General features: G+C 41.1%; 15 protein-coding genes and 4 tRNA genes. 15 read left to right on the plus strand and 4 right to left on the minus strand.

The annotated features are described in order from the left end of the window. Positions 1-114 precede the first annotated feature (114 nt). Positions 115-1125 carry a 23S rRNA pseudouridine(2605) synthase RluB gene (gene rluB, locus ACN0T8_RS01040; protein WP_417878830.1) on the plus strand — a complete coding sequence of 337 codons (1011 nt, stop codon included), beginning with the start codon at positions 115-117 and terminating at the stop codon, positions 1123-1125. A gap of 265 nt (positions 1126-1390) precedes the next feature. Here rluB and ACN0T8_RS01045 read toward each other — a convergent pair whose 3' ends face one another. From ACN0T8_RS01045 to ACN0T8_RS01055, 3 genes are all read right to left on the minus strand, one after another. Further along, complete coding sequence (locus ACN0T8_RS01045) at positions 1391-1711, minus strand: HI1450 family dsDNA-mimic protein (protein WP_027696063.1); 321 nt, start codon at positions 1709-1711, stop codon at positions 1391-1393. A gap of 217 nt (positions 1712-1928) precedes the next feature. Continuing rightward, positions 1929-2498, minus strand: a complete 570-nt coding sequence (gene yeiP / locus ACN0T8_RS01050; RefSeq protein WP_417878831.1) for an elongation factor P-like protein YeiP — start codon at positions 2496-2498, stop codon at positions 1929-1931. Between the two features lie 244 nt (positions 2499-2742). Next, on the minus strand, positions 2743-5148 hold the full coding sequence (locus ACN0T8_RS01055) for a DNA polymerase II (protein WP_417878832.1): 2406 nt from the start codon (positions 5146-5148) through the stop codon (positions 2743-2745). A gap of 424 nt (positions 5149-5572) precedes the next feature. Between ACN0T8_RS01055 and uvrY the strand changes: the two genes are divergently transcribed. The 12 genes from uvrY to ACN0T8_RS01115 all read left to right on the plus strand — a co-directional run bounded on the left by uvrY (position 5573) and on the right by ACN0T8_RS01115 (position 18566). Beyond that, positions 5573-6217: a UvrY/SirA/GacA family response regulator transcription factor gene (gene uvrY, locus ACN0T8_RS01060; protein WP_027696060.1), complete on the plus strand. Its 645-nt coding sequence runs from the start codon at positions 5573-5575 to the stop codon at positions 6215-6217. Next, the gene (uvrC, locus tag ACN0T8_RS01065; RefSeq protein WP_417878833.1) at positions 6217-8064 is read left to right on the plus strand and encodes an excinuclease ABC subunit UvrC; all 1848 of its coding nucleotides are present in this window, start codon (positions 6217-6219) and stop codon (positions 8062-8064) included. Before uvrY ends, uvrC begins: the two co-directional genes overlap by 1 nt. Positions 8065-8109: 45 nt before the next feature. Then, complete coding sequence (gene pgsA / locus ACN0T8_RS01070) at positions 8110-8667, plus strand: CDP-diacylglycerol--glycerol-3-phosphate 3-phosphatidyltransferase (RefSeq protein WP_417878834.1); 558 nt, start codon at positions 8110-8112, stop codon at positions 8665-8667. A 306-nt stretch (positions 8668-8973) separates the two neighbouring features. Beyond that, positions 8974-9047, plus strand: a tRNA-Cys gene (locus ACN0T8_RS01075). A 24-nt stretch (positions 9048-9071) separates the two neighbouring features. Then, a tRNA-Gly gene (locus ACN0T8_RS01080) sits at positions 9072-9147 on the plus strand. 91 nt (positions 9148-9238) lie between these two features. Next, positions 9239-9325, plus strand: a tRNA-Leu gene (locus tag ACN0T8_RS01085). A gap of 30 nt (positions 9326-9355) precedes the next feature. Beyond that, positions 9356-9431: transfer RNA gene (locus ACN0T8_RS01090), tRNA-Gly, on the plus strand. 372 nt (positions 9432-9803) lie between these two features. Further along, positions 9804-11615 carry an AMP-dependent synthetase/ligase gene (locus ACN0T8_RS01095; RefSeq protein ID WP_417878835.1) on the plus strand — a complete coding sequence of 604 codons (1812 nt, stop codon included), beginning with the start codon at positions 9804-9806 and terminating at the stop codon, positions 11613-11615. A gap of 833 nt (positions 11616-12448) precedes the next feature. After that, positions 12449-15382 (plus strand): pyridoxal phosphate-dependent class III aminotransferase, encoded by a 2934-nt coding sequence (locus ACN0T8_RS01100; protein ID WP_417878836.1) that lies wholly within the window; start codon positions 12449-12451, stop codon positions 15380-15382. A 219-nt stretch (positions 15383-15601) separates the two neighbouring features. After that, on the plus strand, positions 15602-16846 hold the full coding sequence (locus ACN0T8_RS01105) for a carboxynorspermidine synthase (protein ID WP_417878837.1): 1245 nt from the start codon (positions 15602-15604) through the stop codon (positions 16844-16846). 164 nt (positions 16847-17010) lie between these two features. After that, positions 17011-18156, plus strand: coding sequence for a carboxynorspermidine decarboxylase (nspC, locus tag ACN0T8_RS01110; protein ID WP_417878838.1), 1146 nt, complete (start codon positions 17011-17013; stop codon positions 18154-18156). Positions 18157-18230: 74 nt separating this feature from the next. Beyond that, complete coding sequence (locus ACN0T8_RS01115) at positions 18231-18566, plus strand: hypothetical protein (protein ID WP_417878839.1); 336 nt, start codon at positions 18231-18233, stop codon at positions 18564-18566. A gap of 58 nt (positions 18567-18624) precedes the next feature. Here ACN0T8_RS01115 and ACN0T8_RS01120 read toward each other — a convergent pair whose 3' ends face one another. Beyond that, positions 18625-19158 (minus strand): glycine cleavage system protein R, encoded by a 534-nt coding sequence (locus ACN0T8_RS01120; protein ID WP_417878840.1) that lies wholly within the window; start codon positions 19156-19158, stop codon positions 18625-18627. Between the two features lie 174 nt (positions 19159-19332). On the opposite strand from ACN0T8_RS01120, the gene ACN0T8_RS01125 reads away from it, so the two are divergent. Both ACN0T8_RS01125 and ACN0T8_RS01130 read left to right on the plus strand, forming a co-directional pair. Beyond that, positions 19333-20535: a CinA family nicotinamide mononucleotide deamidase-related protein gene (locus ACN0T8_RS01125; RefSeq protein ID WP_417878841.1), complete on the plus strand. Its 1203-nt coding sequence runs from the start codon at positions 19333-19335 to the stop codon at positions 20533-20535. Between the two features lie 116 nt (positions 20536-20651). Then, entirely contained in the window at positions 20652-21404 is a 753-nt protein-coding gene (locus tag ACN0T8_RS01130; protein WP_417878842.1) for a DUF481 domain-containing protein, read from the plus strand. Positions 21405-21408: the final 4 nt, after the last annotated feature.

Below are 21408 nucleotides of genomic sequence, written 5' to 3' on the forward strand. Positions count from 1 at the left end.
TTAATCTTATGATAATTAAAGAAAAGAAACTAATTTTAATTTATTGTTTTATAAAGCTAATTTTAAATTAAGCAATAAAGACGGCTGTGAAGTCGACAAATAATAGGTATATAAATGAGCGAAAAGTTACAGAAGATTTTAGCCCGTGCAGGTAATGGCTCTCGTCGTGAATTAGAAGCGATGATTCAAGCTGGCCGTGTGAGCATTAATGGACAAGTGGCCAAACTAGGCGACCGATTGGAAGATGACAACGCCATCGTTCGTATTGACGGCCACAAAGTGTCAGTAAAAGATTCTGAAGAAGTGATTTGCCGAGTTCTTGCTTACAACAAGCCAGAAGGGGAGCTATGTACTCGCCACGATCCAGAAGGTCGTCGTACGGTATTTGATCGCTTACCAAAAATTAAAGGTTCTCGTTGGGTTTCGGTTGGCCGTCTTGATGCCAACACCGGTGGCTTATTGCTCTTCACAACTGATGGTGAACTCGCTAACCGACTAATGCACCCAAGCCGTCAGGTGGAACGTGAGTACTTAGTCCGTGTATTTGGTGAAGTAAACGAAGAGATGGTTCGTAACGTTACTAGTGGTGTTGAACTTGAAGACGGCATGGCTCGTTTTGAAGATGTTGTCTACGCTGGTGGCGAAGGTATGAACCATACTTTCTATGTGATGATCACTGAAGGTCGTAATCGTGAGGTTCGTCGTTTGTGGGAATCTCAAGGGGTAACCGTTAGCCGTCTGAAACGTGTTCGTTATGGTGAAATTTTTCTAGAGAAAGCATTACCACGTGGTGGCTGGGTTGAGCTTGAACTTAAAGAAGTGAACTACTTGCGTGAAATGGTTGATCTTAAACCTGAAAAAGAAACATTAATTGACCCTGATAAGCATTCTCGTAAACGTGAACGTTCTCGTGGTCAGAAGATCCGCCGCGCGGTGAAGCGTCACGAAGAACGTTCAACTGCACCAAAAGGTCGTGGCCGCAATGCTTCTCGCGGTAATGTCGCGACTAAAGGCACAACCACCAATAAAGTTAACAATGGTGAAGCAGTAGGCGGTCGTCAAGGTAAGCAGACGAATCGTCGCAAGCCATCATCTACCGCTGGTAAGCCAAGAACTCGTCAATAATACCAATCGCACTGATTATCTGATCATTATTGCTTGTGAAAAGCCTCGATAACTGCGTTATCAATTTTGATTGTAGAGCAACTACTTATCGAAAATTTATGCTTTGTTCTCAAGGCTTTTTCCTTCGTAATTTCTGATCACCTAATTAATTTGATTGGTATAATTGAAACACTGATTACGGATATTAAAAGGGCCCATCAAAATTACTTGATGGGCCCTTTGTTCGTTATGCATTTATAGAAATGGGACTATACCCGACCGAGTATTAATCTCTTTTCCACAAAATATGGCAAAATTTATTGTCAGGGTCTCGGCTAATTAGCATGCGAGCAAACACATCATCCAAAGCATCATCGGCTTCATTGACCAATCCTACTTTTACTTCCGCGTAAGTCTCTTTATCAACCTCAAAGCCAACGTGTTGAGCCCAGTCATCACCTGTTTCAACTACTTCAGCTGCGCCGCGCTCTTCAAATTGCATTGTGAATAAGATGACATCTGCTGCTTCTAGGTTATCTGGTGCCATTTCCAAAAAGATGTCATAGCCGACTTCGATTACGTCATCGTAAGAGATTAAATCTGTCATTATTGCCTTAAATATACTTGGTTAATGTATTTCATATCAGTTAAAAAAGTGGTCAAACAAATAAGATTAACCGCTATACCCAAAGTAATTGGAGTTACAGTGAGGCGACAAGTGAATGAGGCCCCATGAGCATAGCTCGCCTATGTGATTGGGGCGAATGAACGCCGTCAACAAAGCTGTAGCTTCAAATACGAAGGGTATAGTTATTTTTTAATAATTAGTCAGCACGGCCCATGAACTTACGTTCAGCGGTATTAACTTTAATTTTGTCGCCACCTGAAATGTATTCAGGTACTTGAACAACAAGGCCAGTCGAGAGAGTTGCAGGTTTAGTACGGGCACTTGCTGATGCTCCTTTAATCGAAGGTGATGTCTCGACGATTTCTAGTTCAACACTTGAAGGAAGCTCAACCGCTACAGGCTTATCGTTTACGATTACAACGCTTAAGCCTTGAGTTTCTTCGTTAAAGAACAAGGCTTCATCTTCAATCGTTTCTTTATTGAAGTGATAAGGCGTGTAGTCTTCATTATCCATGAACACGTACTCATCACCATCAATGTACGAGAACATTACGCTGTGACGGCTAAAGTCAGCCAGAGTGAGAATCTCATCAGCTTTGAAGCTTTCATCTGATTTAGCACCAGTTGCTACATCGTACATACGCATACGGTACAGACTTGCACCCGCACGGCCACTTGGCGTTAATTTGCTGATTTCACGTACAGAGAATACACGACCGTTTAGTTCTACAACGGCATTTTTTTTAATATCACTAGCTTTAGGCATGATTTTTCCTAAGTTATATCTAAGAAGCACAGAGGCTCTTGGTGTTTGAAAGTATGTTTGAGCGAGAAAATATCACGATCTTAACTTAATACCAAAAATAATTATTAGTTTAGCTTATACCCAAAGTAATTGGAGTTGCAGTGAGGCGACAAGTGAATGAAGCCCATGAGTTTAGCTTGTCTAAATGATTGGGGTGAATGAGCGCGTCTAACAAAACTGCAGCTTCAAGTATGAAAGATATATATTAAAATAGACCAATTTGCGGTGCGATGATCGACTCAAAGTCTAAGCCGATAAAAGGCAAAATTGCATCGGCAACCGGTTTAATCTGTTTATCAATATAATGTTGATAATCGATAGGGCTTTCTAAGTAGTCTTTAGGCTCTGGGCCATTGAGCGTAAACAAATATTCTATTCTACCTTTATTTTGATATTGCAAAGGGCGGCCTAGGCGAGCATTCTTTTCATCGGCTAAACGTGCTGCCCTGACTTGTGGCGGAATATTTTTCTGATATTCACTTAGTTTGCGGCGTAGGCGTTTTTGATAGACAAGATTATCGTCATAAACCCCATTTTGCGTATCTTCAACATATTGGCGAATAAAGGTTTGTGGGTCTTCATCATGAAAGATCATAGAATACAGTTTGTGTTGGAAGTGATGTGACAGTGATGTCCAGTCAGTGCGAGCACTTTCCAATCCTTTGAATACCATCTTTTCTTTTCCATCGGTATTGATAAGACCACAATAGCGTTTTTTTGACCCAGTTTCAGAGCCGCGAATGGTAGGCATTAAAAATCGTTGATAATGGGTTTCGTACTCAAGCTCTAGGGCCGATTGCAGGTTATAGTTATCTTTAATATGTTCCTGCCACCACAAGTTAATTTCTTTAATCAGCTTTTGGCCAATTTGATCGGCTTGTTGCTGACTGTGAGGCTCAATTAAAGAGACAAACAAAGAGTCAGTATCCCCATAAATTACTTGATAACCTTTCTCTTCGATTAAGGCTCGAGTTTGCTTCATGATCTCATGGCCACGCATCGTAATAGAAGAGGCTAACCGAGTATCAAAAAAACGACAACCAGAAGAGCCGAGTACGCCGTAAAATGAATTCATAATGATCTTAATGGCTTGCGAAAAGGCCGCTTCATTATTTTTCTTGGCGATATCTCGCGCTGCCCACAATTCTTCAATCATATTAGGTAAAAAGTGTTTGCTACGGTGAAATTGTCCACCGCGAAATCCTGAGACGGCTTGATGTTCTTCTTTACCTATTTCAAGTTTTAAACCTTCAACTAACCCCATCGGGTCAATGAGAAAGGTGCGAATAATTGAAGGGTAGAGTGATTTAAAATCAAGTACTAGCACTGAATGATAGAGTCCGGGATCAGAATCCATCACGTAACCACCAGGACTAGCGAACCAGTTTTCAGAGTGAAGATTTGGCGCGATATAACCGGCACGATGCAATTGAGGCAAATACAAATTGGTAAAGGCAGCAACTGACCCACCAATACGATCAAGCTCTACACCGGTTAACCGTGAGCGTTCAATAGCAAATTGCAGTAAATGAGTTTGCTCAAAAATGCGCGTGACTAAACGGCAATCTTGTAGGTTATAAGTGGCAAGAGAAATTTTATCTTCGCGGAATTGGCGATTGATTTCATCCATACGATTAAACGGATCATGGATGATTTTGCCTTCACCGAGTAGGTTTTGGGCCACAGATTCTAACGTCCACGAATTAAAGTGATAAGTCGCGGTTTTTAAAGTATCGATGCCATCTAAAACCACTCGGCCCGGAATAGAAACAAAACCTTGCTGAGTATTATTGGATTGCCTGAAATACAGCTTTTGTTGCGCTCGACCTAGTTTCAGAGGCAGTTTATGCCATTCCGCTCGCTTGGCTAATAATCGACAATCAAAATCAATCACATTCCATCCAATGATGATATCGGGATCAAAGTGTTCAAACCAATCGACTAAGGCGGTTAAGAGGGCGTATTCGTTTTCTACCCACTGAATGTTAACTTCTGCGTCATACTCCTGTGGCGAACCAATCATGATGACTCGACTGTCCATTTTTGAATCGAGACCAACCGAATACAAGATGCCTTTTTCTGAACATTCGAGATCTAAAGAAACCACCGTGAGATTAGGTTGATAGGATGTCGTTTTACAGCGAGCTTGTGTGACTTTCTTATAATGCTTCTGCTGTGAAAACTGACCGGTAAATTGAATGCCTCCGCGGATAAATCGTTCCATTAAGTAGCGGTCGGTTAGGCGGATATCATCTTCAAAGCAATCGATATTTGATTGAGTTAAGACGTTTTTCGCTTGGTTGGTTAATTGAATGGTGCCAAAGTAACAGGCACAAATCGGTTGCTGGCTAAAAGTTTTGAGTGCAACAGCTTGAATTTCAAAGGGGATGTTTTGTTGTTTTAATGCATTGCTAACGGCCTGTTGGTGTTCTTGTAAGACGAAAAACACACTTCGCTCGGCGGCAATTAATAGTTGGGTCGGGCCGCTATCGGTTGCGACCCAAAGTTCAATTTGCGTCTGGGAGCCAGAATGGTGTAAATCACGAGCTTGTCGTGTCAGCACAAAGCCTTGGTCGATATTGGCGGTATTGATGTCTGATGAACCATTCAAGTGAAAATCTGTCCAGAGTTGTTAAGTGAGAAAGAAGCGGTTAAGTGCTAGCATGATAACAAACTGATTGAGAATGGTGCGAGCTTTCATTGATCTTGATTGGAAACTAGACGGATTAGAACTCTAAAACCGGACTACCCTCAACATGGTAATATTAAATGCCTATTTTATATTAAATCTGGTCTTGCATTCTTGAGTAAACCATTAATAATACATTTGTAATTACTTGATTTCATAAAGCTTACTTTAAGTAATTTTAATCAATCAATTCACATAGAAGACGATATCTATGATGTGTTAGTCACAAAATAGTACGGATTCTGAGATTAACAGTCATTTTGTGACCATAAATAAGTTAGAATGTAGTGACCAGCGATTAATAATCTTGTTGGTCTAGCGATAATCCAAGTGTGGAGATACAAGAGTGATAAATGTTTTCCTTGTAGATGATCACGAACTGGTTCGCACAGGGATTCGACGTATAATTGAAGACGTCCGTGGAATGAAAGTAGTAGGGGAAGCTGACAGTGGTGAGAATTCTGTAAAATGGTGCCGTGCTAATCACGCGGACGTTATTTTGATGGATATGAATATGCCAGGTATTGGCGGCCTTGAAGCCACCAAGAAAATTTTACGTTTTAATCCTGATATTAAAATCATTGTTCTTACAATACATACTGAAAATCCATTTCCAACCAAAGTCATGCAAGCGGGGGCTGCTGGTTATTTAACCAAAGGTGCTGCGCCAGATGAAATGGTGAATGCGATTAGAATGGTCAACAGTGGTCAGCGTTATATTTCACCTGAAATAGCGCAACAGATGGCATTGAGTCAATTTTCAGCACCTTCAGATAATCCATTTAAAGAGCTGTCTGAACGTGAGCTACAGATCATGATGATGATTACCAAAGGACAAAAAGTAACGGATATATCCGAGCAGCTTAATCTTAGCCCTAAGACAGTAAATAGCTATCGCTACCGCTTGTTTAGCAAGCTCGATATCAGTGGTGATGTAGAATTAACGCATCTCGCAATCCGTTATGGCATGATAAATACAGAGACTCTGTAGTGCCAGATCCATTTGATTCTGCTTCTTTTCTATCGACGGTTTCAGATCAGCCCGGCGTTTATCGTATGTATAACGTCGAGGCTGACGTTATTTATGTCGGTAAAGCAAAAAATCTATTCAAACGTCTTTCCAGCTATTTTCGTAAGAACCTAGATAACGAAAAAACCAAGGCTCTCGTTAGCCATATTGCCAAAATTGATGTCACGGTGACGCATACCGAAACCGAAGCCTTAATTTTAGAGCACAACTATATCAAGCAATACCTTCCTAAATACAATGTGCTATTAAGGGATGATAAATCTTATCCCTATATTTTAATTACCAAACACAAGCATCCTCGTCTTGCTTATCATCGTGGCGCAAAGAAAAGGAAAGGGGAGTATTTCGGCCCTTATCCAGATGCAGGGGCAGTACGAGAAACGCTTCACTTATTACAAAAAATCATCCCAGTTCGTCAATGTGAAGACAGCATTTATGCCAATCGCACTCGACCATGTTTGATGTATCAAATTGAACGTTGTTCAGGACCGTGTGTTAAAGGTCTGATTAGTGATGAAGAATATGCGGAAAGTGTCAACTATGTTCGCTTATTCTTGCAAGGCAAAGATGATCTCGTGCTGAATGCTTTAATTAAAAAAATGGACGAAGCAAGTCAAGCGTTAGCGTTTGAGAAAGCGGCTAAATATCGCGATCAAATTCAAGCGATCCGTCGTGTACAAGAGCAACAATCAGTCTCCAATGACAGCGCAGAAGACATGGATGTGATTGGCTTTGCTAAAGAAAATGGTCTGGCTTGCGTTCATATTCTAATGATTAGGCAAGGTAAAGTGCTGGGTAGCCGTAGTCACTTCCCTAAAATCCCTAACAATACCGATGATCACGAAGTATTTTCGAGCTTCTTGAACCAGTATTATTTAAGCCATAATGAAGCGTCGACGATTCCAACTCGAATTACTTATAACGCTGATTTATTCGATGATGAAAGTCCATTACAAGCCGCATTAACCGAAATAGCTGGCCGTAAAGTTACATTCCATGTCAGTCCTAGAGGGATCCGAGGTCGTTATCTTAATTTGGCCAATACCAATGCTCGCAGTGCGTTAACGTCGAAGATTAGTCATAAAATGACGGTGAATCAGAGGGTTAAAGAGTTAGAAACCGAGTTTGGTATGGAACGCATTGAGCGCATGGAATGTTTCGATATCAGTCATACTATGGGTGAAAGTACCATCGCTTCTTGTGTGGTTTTCAACCGTGAAGGCCCGGTTAAACAAGAGTATCGTCGCTACAATATTGAAGGTATCACGGGGGGGGATGATTATGCTGCGATGGGGCAGGTGTTAGAGCGTCGCTACTCCAAGCAACAATATACTGATGAAATATATGCCGAAAAGATACCGGATGTGATTTTTATTGACGGCGGTAAGGGACAACTTAACCGTGCTTATGAGATAATACAAAGACATTGGCAAGACTGGCCGAAAAAACCAGAACTAATTGGTATCGCTAAAGGTGTTACCAGAAAGCCCGGTCTAGAAACATTAATTAAAGTTACCGGTGAAGAGTTCAATTTGCCGAGTGACGCACCAGCTTTACATTTAATTCAGCATATTCGTGATGAAAGCCATAATCATGCGATCAGTGGTCACCGCGCGAAAAGAGCCAAAACCCGAAGAACCAGTACTTTAGAAGGTATTGAAGGGGTAGGCCCGAAACGCCGCCAAGCTTTACTGAAATATATGGGTGGTATACAAGAATTAAAACGAGCAACTGTAGAAGAAATAGCCAAAGTTCCTGGGATCAGTAAATCTTTGGCAGAAATCATCCATGAAGCATTGAAACCCTAGACGTTTTAACGCAACATTAAGCCGCACTCTCCAAGAGACGTAATTATGCGATTTACAATACCAAATATTTTAACTTTACTTCGACTTGCGTTAATTCCTGTTTTCGTTGCCGTTTTCTATCTGCCTTATTCATGGTCGCCTTTTGCTGCTGCAATGGTGTTTTGGGTTGCAGGGTTTACCGATTGGCTTGATGGAGTGCTAGCAAGAAAATTAGGTCAAACGTCACGTTTTGGCGCTTTTTTAGATCCTGTTGCTGATAAAGTAATGGTTGCCGCGGCACTCATTGTAATCACTGAACACTATCACACCATTTGGATTACCATTCCGGCTGCCACTATGATTGCCCGTGAAATTATTATTTCAGCACTACGAGAGTGGATGGCAGAAATTGGCAAGCGAGCGAGCGTTGCGGTTTCTTGGATTGGAAAATGGAAAACATTGTCACAAATGTTTGCTCTTTGGGTTCTCATCTGGCGTTATGATGATTGGATGGTATGGCTAGGTTATGTCACGTTATACATTGCGACAGCTTTAACATATTGGTCCATGTACCAATACTTAAAAGCCGCTAAAGGAGATCTACTGGCTGGCGAGGGTGATTAAGTCAGTCACTTTAAAATTGAATTATCAGAGCCCCGTATATTCTTTATTATAAAAAAGATTATGCGGGGATTTTTGTTTCTAGCTATTTATCTAATAGATAAGTTATGTTTTCTCAATTTTCTGTTAAAAATATCGACAAAATTAGGCATTAAAATGTGCGATATAATGGTTTTTGACTGCAAAATAGACAAACGATTTAAAAATCGAAAAATAGTGTTGACGTGCTTGGCTTAATCCGTAAAATGCCATCCCGTACTCAAGAGGAACGCAACATAATTCGAAAGAGTTAAGTTCTTCACAAGATAAGGCGCCTTGGCAGAGTGGCTATGCAGCGGATTGCAAATCCGTGGACCTCGGTTCGACTCCGGGAGGCGCCTCCATAATCTTGTTTAAATTGATACAAAGCGACACTAGCTCAGCTGGTAGAGCGCAACCTTGCCAAGGTTGAGGTCACGAGTTCGAACCTCGTGTGTCGCTCCAAATTAATGAAATGGAATGTAAGTTCGGTTTCAGATGGTGTTCTAACTTTTCAATTATCTTTGATAAGTCACGGCATCGCAATGAATTGCGTGCCCTGGTGGTGGAATTGGTAGACACAAGGGATTTAAAATCCCTCGGCGTTCGCGCTGTGCCGGTTCAAGTCCGGCCCGGGGCACCATCTATTAAAGTCTACATTTATGTAGCAAATGCGACACTAGCTCAGCTGGTAGAGCGCAACCTTGCCAAGGTTGAGGTCACGAGTTCGAACCTCGTGTGTCGCTCCAAATAAGAAAGCCCCGATCAGTATTGATCGGGGCTTTTTTCATCTATGAAGTTTACTAATTTCGAGGTTCGGGAGATTTGAATGACGCCAGCTCAATTGGTAGAGAAGGTTGAGGTCACGCCTAGTCCATAAAAGCAGGGAACCTCGTGTGTCGCTCCAAATAAGAAAGCACTTCAGAATGCTGGGGCTTTTTGCGTTGGCTGTATTTAACATTGTTCACTTATAAAGCTTATTCTTTGTACTAGCTTATTATGAATATTTTTCTTATTTGTGTTTTTGTGTTCTTTGAGCTTACAACTGTTTCGCTTTTTTCCTGTTATAGGGTAATATTGCGCCAAATCGAAACACCTGTACGCTCAACTGGAATCTATTTATGTCTCTTGATGCTTATCATCTTATCCGTTTGTTTAAACAGCAAGCTCAACAACGTGCAGATCAAATTGCGTTGGAAGGGTTTGAAATTCAGGCTCCATGGAACCTTGTTACTTGGCAGAAGCTTGAAGAACAAACTGATAAACTGGCAAAAGTGTTAATTAAGCTTGGTGTTTCAATCCAAGATAAATGCGCCATTCTTTCGCAAAACTGCCCGCAGTGGACGTGTGCCGACTTAGCTAGCTTAAAGGCTAGAGCGGTGATTGTTCCTATCTACCCAACCAGTACACTCGAACAAGCGCAATTTATTTTAAATGATGCCGAAGCCAAAGTGTTATTTGTTAATGATGCACAGCAGTATCAAATGGCGTGTGAGTTACAAGATACTTTACCTAATATTGAATCGGTGATTGTGTTTGATAGTTCGGTAAAGTTGAAAGTACGCCCAAATCATAGGCATCTTGATGATTTATTGGCGGAAACGTATCAAGTAGATCAATCACAACATGAACAGCTAGCGATTCGAGTTGAGCAAGTTCAGTTAGATGATTTGGTGACGCTTATTTATACCTCGGGTACTACTGGTGATCCGAAAGGAGTGATGTTGGGCTACCGTAATTTTGCTTCTACGATCTCCCAACATGATGAAGTACTAGGTTTTACGGAAGGTGACACCTCGCTTGCATTTTTACCCTTGAGTCACGTATTTGAGCGCAGTTGGTCATTTTATGTTTTAGCGCGTGGCGGTAAGAACGTTTACTTGCAAGATACCAACCGTGTTAAGCAAGCGATCAGCGCAACCAAACCTAATACGCTTTGTGTCGTGCCAAGGTTTTTAGAAAAAGTGTACAGCGCAATTCAAGAACAAGTAACTAAAGGCAGCAAGGTTAAACAACTGATCTTCGCCTGGGCGATGAAGGTAGGTAAGAAGCAGTTTGAAGTAAGCCAAGGCCGCCGTGCATCAAGTGTTTTTCTTGAGTGGCAAAATACATTAGCGACAAAATTAGTCTTTAGTAAGTTGCAAAATGCGCTTGGTGGACGTTTGAAATTTATGCCTTGTGGTGGCGCAGCATTAGATGCAGACGTGGCAGGCTTTTTCCATGCGATCAATGTTCCAGTGTTATGTGGCTATGGTATGACGGAAACTACCGCAACGGTGACGTGTAATACTATTGCAAACCGTGTAACAGGCTCGAATGGTCAACCGCTAAGTCAAACAGAAGTGAAGCTTGGAAAAGATAACGAAATCTTAGTTCGTGGCGATATTGTTATGAAAGGCTATTACAACCGCCCTGAAGAGACTACAGAGACATTTGAAGACGGTTGGTTGAAAACCGGTGATGCCGGACAATTTGATGAAGATGGTAACTTGTATATTACTGACCGTATCAAAGAGTTAATGAAAACCTCGAATGGTAAGTATATCGCACCGCAGCGAGTAGAAGGTAAAGTTGGAACTTGTTCTTTTATCGAGCAAGTAGCGATTGTGGCTGATGCGAAAAACTATGTCACTGCGTTGATTGTTCCGGCGTTTGAATCATTGGATGCTTGGGCAAAAGAAAAGGGCATTCATTATGAATCACCGATAGAGCTATTAAAGCATAGTCATGTGGTTGAACATTTTGAACAACGTTTAAAGCATCTCCAAAAAGAATTGGCAGGCTTTGAAAAAATCAAAAAATTCACCTTGTTGCCAAAAGAGTTCTCGATTGAAGACGGCTTGATCACGCCAACCTTGAAGTTACGTCGTAAAAAGATTTACGAAAAATACAAAAAAGAAATTCAAGCTATGTATAAGGTTAAAAAGTCGTAAATAGTGGCTAATCAAGTACTTTTAAGATAGAACGGAAATATGAAACGAGGGGAGAATAATTAAATTTATTCTCCCCTTTATTATGTGTGATAAAAATCGTTTGCGTTGAAAATAATTTCTGTGTTATTTTCCGCCACAATCTCAAGGTTATCGTTAATTCTAACGATAGATTTACCTTAGGGGGATACGCGTAAGGACATTCAAGCTGATTGTGCCATTACGTATGAGTAGGTACTGTTAACATCGAGTTAATCAGTAGACGGGAACCGATGCGAAAGACATCCGCATTGTTATAGGAAGCCCAACTTTGAATACATTAATCCAGATTTTAAAAATCAGCTTCACTCATCTTAATCGTTCAATTGTGGCCTTTTTGCGCACGATGAAGCGATCTCATATTACAAGTTTAAACTCTTACACTTGTACTCCGCTAAGCCGACGAAGTTCAAATATAACGGAACCTTGAGTTTGTATACCAATCGCAACGAGTAACGGCTCATTTTAGCTTGTTAAAAAGCTCGCTAACTGCGTTATAACTTCTGTTTATAAAAAAGTGTATGTAGACCCACTACTAACAGAAATTTTATGCCTTGTTATCAAGATTTTTTCCTACGCTAATCTCGCCCCGTTACTCATTTTGATTGGTATTTCATAGCTATATCTAGTGTTTAGTGTCTTCAATTTGAAGTAATGACTTATTTTCATTGAAGTCGGTTTGGCTGGTAATTCAGTCAGTATTTAATATCAATACTCTTCATATTTGAAACTGCAGCGTTGATGATCACGTCTGTAGCTTTAAGTTTCTGAGTAAATACCGTTTTAAGGGTTTATCAATGACCACTGCTTTTGATTTTGAGCTTAACCAAGCCCAAATGCCATTCACCACCAATATTCCTTATGTTGATGGTGTGTACGATCTTGCCCTTGATCAAGTGTTACTGGATCAAGAACAGCATGAATCAGCGGTTCGTTCTTATCCACGTCGTTTACCTATCGCAATTAAACGTGCTTATGGCGCTTTAGTTGAAGATACCCGTGGCCAGTTGTTTTTAGATTGCCTAGCAGGCGCGGGAACCTTGGTGCTGGGTTATAACCACCCAGAAATCAACCAAGCATTAAAAGAGCAGCTTGATACGGGACTGCCTTACCAAACTTTAGATATTACGACGCCAGCAAAAGATCGTTTTATTAAGCAGGTTAAATCATTCCTACCTGAGAATTTTGCCGAAAACTCAGTGATTCAATTTTGTGGTCCATCAGGAGCCGATGCAGTAGAAGCGGCAATTAAACTGGCTAAGCAGACGACTGGCCGTAACACCATGATTGCCTTCCGTGGTGCTTATCATGGTATGACCAATGGCACCATGGGAATGATGGGGAATCTAGGTACTAAAGCGCGTCGTACTGGCTTAATGTCTGACGTGCACTTTATGCCGTTTCCATATAGCCTACGCTGCCCGTTTGGTATGGGTGGCGATGAAGGTGCTAAGCAAAATATTCGTTATATCGAACGTATGCTAAATGATGATGAAAGCGGTATTCAAAAGCCTGCTGCAATTATTGTTGAGCCCGTTCAAGGCGAGGGCGGAGTGATCCCTGCACCTGCGTTTTGGTTACGCGAATTACGTCGTATTACTCAAGAGCATGGCATCTTATTGATCTTTGATGAAATTCAATGCGGCGTGGGTAAAACTGGTCATAACTTTGCTTTTGAAGAGTCAGGCATTTCACCAGATATTCTTTGTTTATCAAAAGCGATTGGTGGCGGTTTACCAATGTCTATTTTGGTATTCAATAAAGAAATTGATACTTGGAATCCAGGTGAACACACTGGTACTTTCCGTGGAAACCAATTAGCGATGGTCTCTGGCGCGAAAGCATTGGAAATCATTCAACGTGATAACTTAGTTGAGCATGCCAAAGTGGCGGGGCAATACTTACGTGCTGGATTAGAAAAAATTCAACAAGAAGTCGGCTGTATTGCGGAAGTTCGCGGCAAAGGTTTGATGCTTGGCGCAGAAGTAGTGCATCCAAGTGGTGAATTGAATAAGTTTGGTGAGCCTGTATCAGCGCCAGAATTAACGCTTAAGATCCAACGCGCAGCATTAGAGCGTGGTTTGATGATTGAAAAAGGTGGTCGTGATGGCTCGGTATTACGTTTCTTACCGCCTGTGATCATTAGTTTTGAGCAAATTGATTTCGCTTTGAAAACATTAAAAGAAGCGATCATCGCGGCAGGTGGTGGTATTGATCCAACTAAACAAACAATTGAGCATCCATCACTAGAACAACTGAGTTGGCAACAGCACTTTATTCAAACTGGCGCACACGGTGCAGACAGCTTTGAAAAAGCGATGAATCAAACCACTCAAGCAATGAAAGCAGTATTTGAAGCGGTAGATAAACCCTATTCAGGTATTGAACCTCAGCTGTTAAAAGCGCAAATCGAAGCAGTCAATCTTGATTCTAGTAACAGCGATTTGCAGCAGGTCATTAACAGCGCAACAAACTTGGTGGCGAAGAATTCTATTTTTGTTCAGCATCCAAATTGTATTGCTCACCTGCATACTCCGCCATTAGTACCGGCGATTGCAGCAGAAGCCATGATTGCTTCTTTGAATCAGTCTATGGATTCATGGGATCAAGCATCGGCAGCCACTTATGTTGAGCAGCGAGTGGTGGACTGGTTATGTGACCGTTACAACATGGGGGATAACGCGGATGGCGTATTTACCAGTGGTGGTACGCAAAGTAATCAAATGGGCTTATTGTTGGCTCGTGATTGGATTGCCGATAAGTTAAGTCAGCATTCGATTCAAAAGTTAGGTTTACCAGATTACGCCGACAAATTACGTATCGTATGTTCGAAGAAATCTCACTTCACAGTACAAAAAACAGCGTCATTAATGGGTTTAGGTGAAGCCGCGGTTGTTTGTGTGGATACTCATAACGACGGCACGATTAACACCGATGCGATGGCCGACACCTTAAACCAATTAAAAGCAGAAGGCTTAATTCCATTTGCGATGGTCGGCACTGCCGGTACGACCGATCACGGCGCGATTGATGATTTAAACACCTTAGCCGATTTAGCATTAGTTCATGATATGTGGCTGCATGTTGATAGTGCTTACGGTGGCGCGTTAATTCTAAGTAGTCATAAAAACCGTTTAGCGGGCATTGAGCGCGCTCAATCAATCAGTGTTGACTTCCATAAGTTGTTCTATCAACCAATTAGCTGTGGCGCTGTGTTGGTGAAAGATAAAGCCAACTTTAAGTACTTGCTGCATCACGCTGATTACCTAAACCGTGAAACCGATGAACTGCCAAACTTAGTTGATAAGTCAATGGCCACCACACGTCGTTTTGATGCTTTGAAAGTATTCATGACAATGCAAAGTGTCGGCACTAAAGCATTAGGTGAAATGTACGATCACTTGATCGATCAAACCCATGAAGTGGCGCAATTGGTTGCAAATAATGCCGCGTTTGAACTACTGGCTCCACCAGCACTTTCAACGGTATTAATGCGTTACAGCAATGCTAACTTGAACGAGCAAGCGTTAAATGACTTAAACCGTCAAATTCGCATCGAAGCTTTGGTTCGTGGTGTGGCGGTATTGGGTGAAACCACTGTCGATGGTAAAGCAGCGCTGAAATTCACGATTTTGAATCCATGCTTAACCTTGAGTGATTTTGAAGCATTACTAAATGATGTGACAGAATTGGCTCAAGTGCTTACAGCGGAAAATGCATTAACTCATTAATTTATGTTCTGGGCAGTATTCAGACCAATCTGCCCTTTCTTATACTTATTTTTAATTGTTCTATTAGAACGAAAAGTAATTGATTAACCCTTAATAAGGAAGGTGACTGAAAGATATCTATTTTATGGTTTGACGCTGGTGGTGCTCAAGGTATGAGGTGGGTTGATTTCATTAACTTCAAATAGTTTTATAACTCCTAAGAAGGAAGGTGACTTAAAGATGTCTATTTTACAAATTGGCGCAGGTGGTGTTGGTTGGGTTGTTGCTCATAAAGCGGCTCAAAACAATGATGTATTAGGTGATATTACGCTTGCGTCTCGTACGATTGCGAAATGTGAAAAAATCATCGAGTCGATCAAAGGTAAAAACAACCTTAAAGACCCATCGAAGAAATTAGAAGCACGATTTGTAGACGCCGATGATGTGGCATCTTTAGTAGCACTCATTAATGAAGTTAAACCTGATCTAGTCATTAATGCCGGTCCTCCGTGGGTGAACGTGACGATTATGGAAGCGTGCTATCAAGCGAAAGTGTCTTACCTAGATACTTCAGTAGCGGTGGATTTATGCAGTGAAGGTCAGCAAGTACCAGAAGCTTACGATCCACAGTGGGCGTTCCGTGAAAAATTCGCTGAAGCGGGTATCACAGGTATTCTAGGGGCAGGTTTTGATCCGGGCGTAGTGAGTGTGTTTGCCGCTTACGCTGTTAAGCACTTATTTGATGAAATTGACACCATTGATGTAATGGATGTTAACGCCGGCGACCACGGTAAGAAGTTTGCCACCAACTTTGATCCTGAAACCAATATGCTTGAAATTCAAGGCGATTCTTTCTACTGGGAAGAGGGTAGTTGGAAACAAGTACCATGTCATACTCGTATGCTTGAATTCGATTTCCCAAATTGTGGTGAGTTTAAAGTGTACTCAATGGCGCATGATGAAGTACGTTCAATGCAAGAATTCATTCCCGCAAAACGTATCGAATTCTGGATGGGCTTTGGTGATACTTACTTAAACTACTTCAACTGCATGAAAGATATCGGCCTATTAAGCCCAGATCCTGTGACCTTACAAGATGGCACGGTAGTTGAACCACTTAAAGTATTGAAAGCGTTATTGCCAGACCCAACATCACTCGCACCGGGTTACACAGGTAAAACGTGTATTGGTACTTGGGTACAAGGTACAAAAGATGGTAAAGCTCGCAGCGTGTTTATCTACAACAATGCCGATCATGAAGTCGCGTACCAAGATGTTGAACATCAAGCGATTGCCTACACCACCGGTGTACCAGCCATTACTGCTGCTCTACAGTACTTTAAAGGCAGCTGGAATGAAGCAGGCGTGTTCAATATGGAACAACTTGACCCTGATGGCTTCCTAGAAACAATGCCAAGCATCGGTCTTGATTGGCATGTTCAAGAGTTAGAACCGGGTCAGCCGAAGATTAATATTCTAAAGTAAAGCCGTATCTCGTTGCTCATGTTTCGTTACTCGAGCTAACTAGCAGACTCAATTAATAACAACAGCCATAGCATTCGTTATGGCTGTTTTATATCTTTTTCGAGAAGCATCGCGCTCTAGATACGAGAAACGCAGTGCTCGAAAATCGTTCTATGGAATTACCTATGCCTAACAACCTTCCAACCCCTTACTTCATGATTAATGAAGACAAACTTATCCATAACCTTGAAATTGCGAAGCGCTTAAAAGAGCTGAGTGGTGTAAAGCTAGTATTGGCGCTGAAGTGTTTTTCAACTTGGGGTGTATTTGACATCATCAAACCGTATCTTGATGGCACAACCAGTAGTGGGCCTTACGAAGTGATGCTTGGCCATGAAACTTTTGGTGGTGAGAATTCTGGTAAAGAAAATCATGCGTATAGCGTGGGTTATAGTGAAGATGATGTAAAACAAGTGGTTGGCATTTGTGACAAAATGATCTTCAATTCCTTAAGCCAGCTTAATGCGCATCGTCATTTGGTGGAAGGAAAAACATCGATTGGTGTGCGCCTAAATCCGGGTGTGAGCCGTGCAGGACAAGACTTAGCCGATCCCGCTCGTCAGTTCTCTCGTTTAGGAGTACAAGAAGCCCAGTTAACCAGTGAGTTGTTTGATGAACTCGATGGCGTCATGTTTCATATGAACTGTGAAAACAAGTCAGCCGGTGACTTCATTGAATTACTAGATAGCATTTCACAACGTTTTGGTGCCTACCTTGATAAGCTTGACTGGGTAAGTCTGGGCGGTGGTGTATTCTTTACCTGGCCAGGTTATGAAGTTGAAAAACTGGCACAAGCGTTGAAATCATTTAGCAAAAAACATGGCGTTCAACTTTACCTTGAACCAGGTGAAGCGATTATTACTAAAACCGCTGATTTGGTTGTCACTGTTATTGATATCGTTGAAAACGGCATGAAGACCGCGATTGTCGATTCAGCGACCGAAGCGCATCGTTTAGACACGTTGATCTACAATGAACCAGCATCAATTGGTGAAGCTTCTGAAAATGGTGCGCATGAATATGTGATTGGTTCATGTTCATGTCTTGCCGGTGATCAATTTTGTGTCGCTAAATTTGATGAGCCATTAAAAATAGGTCAGCGATTGCATATTCTCGATAGCGCAGGTTATACCATGGTGAAACTCAATTGGTTTAATGGTCTAAAAATGCCAAGTATTTATTGCCAGCGTAGTAATGGCGAATTCCAAAAACTGAACGAATTCGATTATCAAGACTTCAAACGCTCACTATCTCAGTGGTCGGTTAAATAATCACGCGGCTTTTTGCATTCTGTAAGGTAGGGCGTTAGAGTGCTGCTACCTGTATTAAAAAGGGATATCGTTTCATGAAAATTATCTATTCTGGTGTTATTGATTCTCACGGTGAAGTGACGGCAAATCTCTTGAAAGATTTTCTGATAAAGAACCAAGATAAAATTGAACGCCAGTTAATTCCAAATTTAGATTATATCGACCCTAGAGCACTTAATGATAATGGTATTCAAATTATCGATGTGATTCACTTGGGAGAGGCACGTTATTCACTTGCCTATCAATATGATTGGTTCGTGTTTAGTCCTTGTACCAATATTGATTTAACGGGTACCGATAAAAATAAAGTGACGTTAACCGTATTAGATTCTGGTGAGTTAGAGTTTGATCTTTCAGCGCTAGGGCATTAATAAAAAAGGACTTCGTTGAGAGTCGCGAAGTCCGTTTTACCCATTCTAATTTTTACTCTTATTTCGACAATATAGATGTCACATCAATGACTCGAGTGCCTTGGGTGATCGCTTCTAGCTCGGCAATCACATCTTTAATATTCGTTTTTTCTGGAATAGTAATACTGAATTGTGATGTAAAGAGGTTGCCGCTGATGCCATTTTTACCTGCGAGGAATAGGCGCTGAGTATCAATACTTAAAATATTAGCGCGTTCTCGCTCTAAGATATGAGTGAGTTCTTGAATGATCCCTGCTTGTTCTTGGCTATCAAAACGTAATTCATACACGTCATCTTCTGCGTGTTTATTTTCTTGTGATTGGACAAAGTGAACTTGTAAACCTGAGGCTTCGTCAAATGCCATTTGAATCATTTCTAGGCTTGATTCAGGGCACTGAATTTTGATTAATCCTGCAATTTGATCATCGAGGTAATTAATTTTACTAATAATCCAACTACCGCTATGTTCATGAGTTACGTGAGCAAGGTGCTGTAGTGTTTGCGGGGTGGCGTGGCCTGAAACGTTGGCAATGAATACGGTATGGTTTTCCATAATGTCCTCCTACCAAGTAGCTTTACATGTATATGATTTATTTTAGTACAGCTATTTGGGTATAAAGTAGGGCGACGTTATTTTTATTTGATGTAAGCTACTAAATTGTGCCCTGTTGTGTTTGAATTGATAATCAATGCCGCTTGAGAAAAATAATACATAAGAGGAATTAGGATGATTAAGGTATCAATGTTGAGTACGGGCGAAGAGGTTTTGCATGGTGATATTGTTGATACCAATGCGTCTTGGTTATCGGAATTATTTTTTGAACAAGGCTTTGCGATTCATTACCGCAGTACAGTCGGTGATCAGTTAGAAGAATTAGCAAGCGAGATTACGGCGTTAAGCCTAAAAAGCGATGTCGTAATTGTGAATGGGGGGTTAGGCCCTACAACTGACGATCTTAGCGCATTAGCTGCGGCAAAGGCACTTGGCGTGGAGTTAGAGCTTAATCAAGAGTGGTTAGAGATTATGACTCAGTATTTTGCTCGACTAGGTCGGTCAATGGCGGCAAGTAATAATAAGCAAGCGATGCTGCCTGTTGGTGCTGAGATGATCAATAACCCGGTGGGTACGGCTTGTGGTTTTAGTATCGAGCTTAATAATTCGGTGGTATTTTTTACTCCTGGTGTGCCGTTTGAATTCAAACGTATGGCAAAAGATGAAATTTTACCGCGTTTGAAGCAACGTTTTCCCAATGTCGAAAGGCTGGAATGTAATAAGCTTTATACCTTTGGTCTTGGTGAGTCGGGAATTGCTGAACGTTTGAAATCGGTGAAATTACCTGATGGGTTTAGCTTAGGGTATCGTTCTTATATGCCGTTTATTGAAGTGAAAATATTCAGTCCTTATCAAGACTCGAATATCGAACAAGTGATTGAGATTATTAGTGGCGAGTTAGCCGAATTTACGCTTTCAATCAACCAACCTTTAATTGTTGTGGTTGGTCATTTACTAGAACAAAGCCATACTCAGATTTCGGCATTAGAACAAGTGACCGGTGGGGAAGTCGCTCGTAGCTTATCACTTGATGTAAAAGCTCAAGAGCAGTTCGTACAAAGTGTGGTTGATAATAAAGCACAGCCATTATCAGAATTACAAGATGTACTATTGATTTCTGATGAATACCGTCAGGATACCCAATCGGATATTGTGGTTGGTAGCTTCAAAATGGAAGATAAAAGTATCGCGTTAGTTCTGATTTCTGCTGAATATCATTTTGCTCAGCAAGTTTCATTGACACGAGACTACCCGCTGAAATCTCAACAGATATTATTGTCTACCGTGATGCTAGATATGGTGAGAAGATACTTGCAACAAACCAGTATGTTAGCAACGTTAAGCCATTTTGAACGCTTGGCTTTTATTGAGGGTTAACTTTTGATTGTAAATTAATCAAATGAGATTTATTTTTCAGTTGCATGACATTTACATGACAAATGTGACATCTATCTTAAATATTGTGCCCGCATATTTAACAAAAGGTGCTTCGCATGAAATCAACTCTTTATTTATCTTCTTTTGCGCTGCTATTTTCTTCTGCTTCAGCTCTTGCTTCGGATGATGCTATATCAATGGAACAAGGGCAGTTTAGCGGTGGAGCAAAGCTTGGCTTTCTGTATTCTAATGCTTCTACAACGTCGACCTCTCTCAATACCGGTGGTTGGTTGAAGTATGAGAAAGCGAAATGGACTCATGACTTTTCAGGCAGTAGTTACTATACGAAAACGTCTGATTCAGATGAAGATGGCACGAATAAGTATGATTTAGGTTATAAACTTTCTTATCAAATTGCTGACAAGTATAAAGCGTTTGTTGATAATCAATATGAACATGATCAGTTTGAAACTTATCGTGATGTTTATTCTGTTACCGCGGGTATTGAAAGAGCGTTAGTCAATACGGAAACGACAAAAGTGAATATTGGTGGTGGCCCAGGTTACCGTTATAGCAAGCGTCAATCTAGTGATGTCGATCATCCAAGCCAAGTGAATGAAGACATTATTGCCAATGGTTTCTTTAATGCCAAAACCAAGATAACCGATACTTTATCTATTGGTGGTGATGCTGAAGTCGATTACGGTGAATCGAATACCACTTATACCCTAGGAGCGAATTTAAAGAACATTTTAGTGGGTGATGTTGCTTTAATACTTGATGCAGAATATGTTTATAACACTGATGTTGCTTCAGATAAGAGCAATGATGAAATATATACCACAGTAAGTATCAGCTACGACTTTTAATTAT

It is taken from the genome of Vibrio sp., assembly GCF_048266485.1.
Classification (GTDB): domain Bacteria; phylum Pseudomonadota; class Gammaproteobacteria; order Enterobacterales; family Vibrionaceae; genus Vibrio.

Coding starts and splice junctions, on each gene's coding strand:
- ACN0T8_RS01095 (WP_417878835.1), top strand. CDS start 9,804: ATGTCTCTTGATGCTTATCATCTTATCCGTTTGTTTAAACAGCAAGCT.
- nspC (WP_417878838.1), top strand. CDS start 17,011: ATGCCTAACAACCTTCCAACCCCTTACTTCATGATTAATGAAGACAAA.
- ACN0T8_RS01100 (WP_417878836.1), top strand. CDS start 12,449: ATGACCACTGCTTTTGATTTTGAGCTTAACCAAGCCCAAATGCCATTC.
- ACN0T8_RS01130 (WP_417878842.1), top strand. CDS start 20,652: ATGAAATCAACTCTTTATTTATCTTCTTTTGCGCTGCTATTTTCTTCT.
- ACN0T8_RS01125 (WP_417878841.1), top strand. CDS start 19,333: ATGATTAAGGTATCAATGTTGAGTACGGGCGAAGAGGTTTTGCATGGT.
- ACN0T8_RS01120 (WP_417878840.1), bottom strand. CDS start 19,158: ATGGAAAACCATACCGTATTCATTGCCAACGTTTCAGGCCACGCCACC.
- ACN0T8_RS01045 (WP_027696063.1), bottom strand. CDS start 1,711: ATGACAGATTTAATCTCTTACGATGACGTAATCGAAGTCGGCTATGAC.
- pgsA (WP_417878834.1), top strand. CDS start 8,110: ATGCGATTTACAATACCAAATATTTTAACTTTACTTCGACTTGCGTTA.
- rluB (WP_417878830.1), top strand. CDS start 115: ATGAGCGAAAAGTTACAGAAGATTTTAGCCCGTGCAGGTAATGGCTCT.
- ACN0T8_RS01105 (WP_417878837.1), top strand. CDS start 15,602: ATGTCTATTTTACAAATTGGCGCAGGTGGTGTTGGTTGGGTTGTTGCT.
- yeiP (WP_417878831.1), bottom strand. CDS start 2,498: ATGCCTAAAGCTAGTGATATTAAAAAAAATGCCGTTGTAGAACTAAAC.
- ACN0T8_RS01115 (WP_417878839.1), top strand. CDS start 18,231: ATGAAAATTATCTATTCTGGTGTTATTGATTCTCACGGTGAAGTGACG.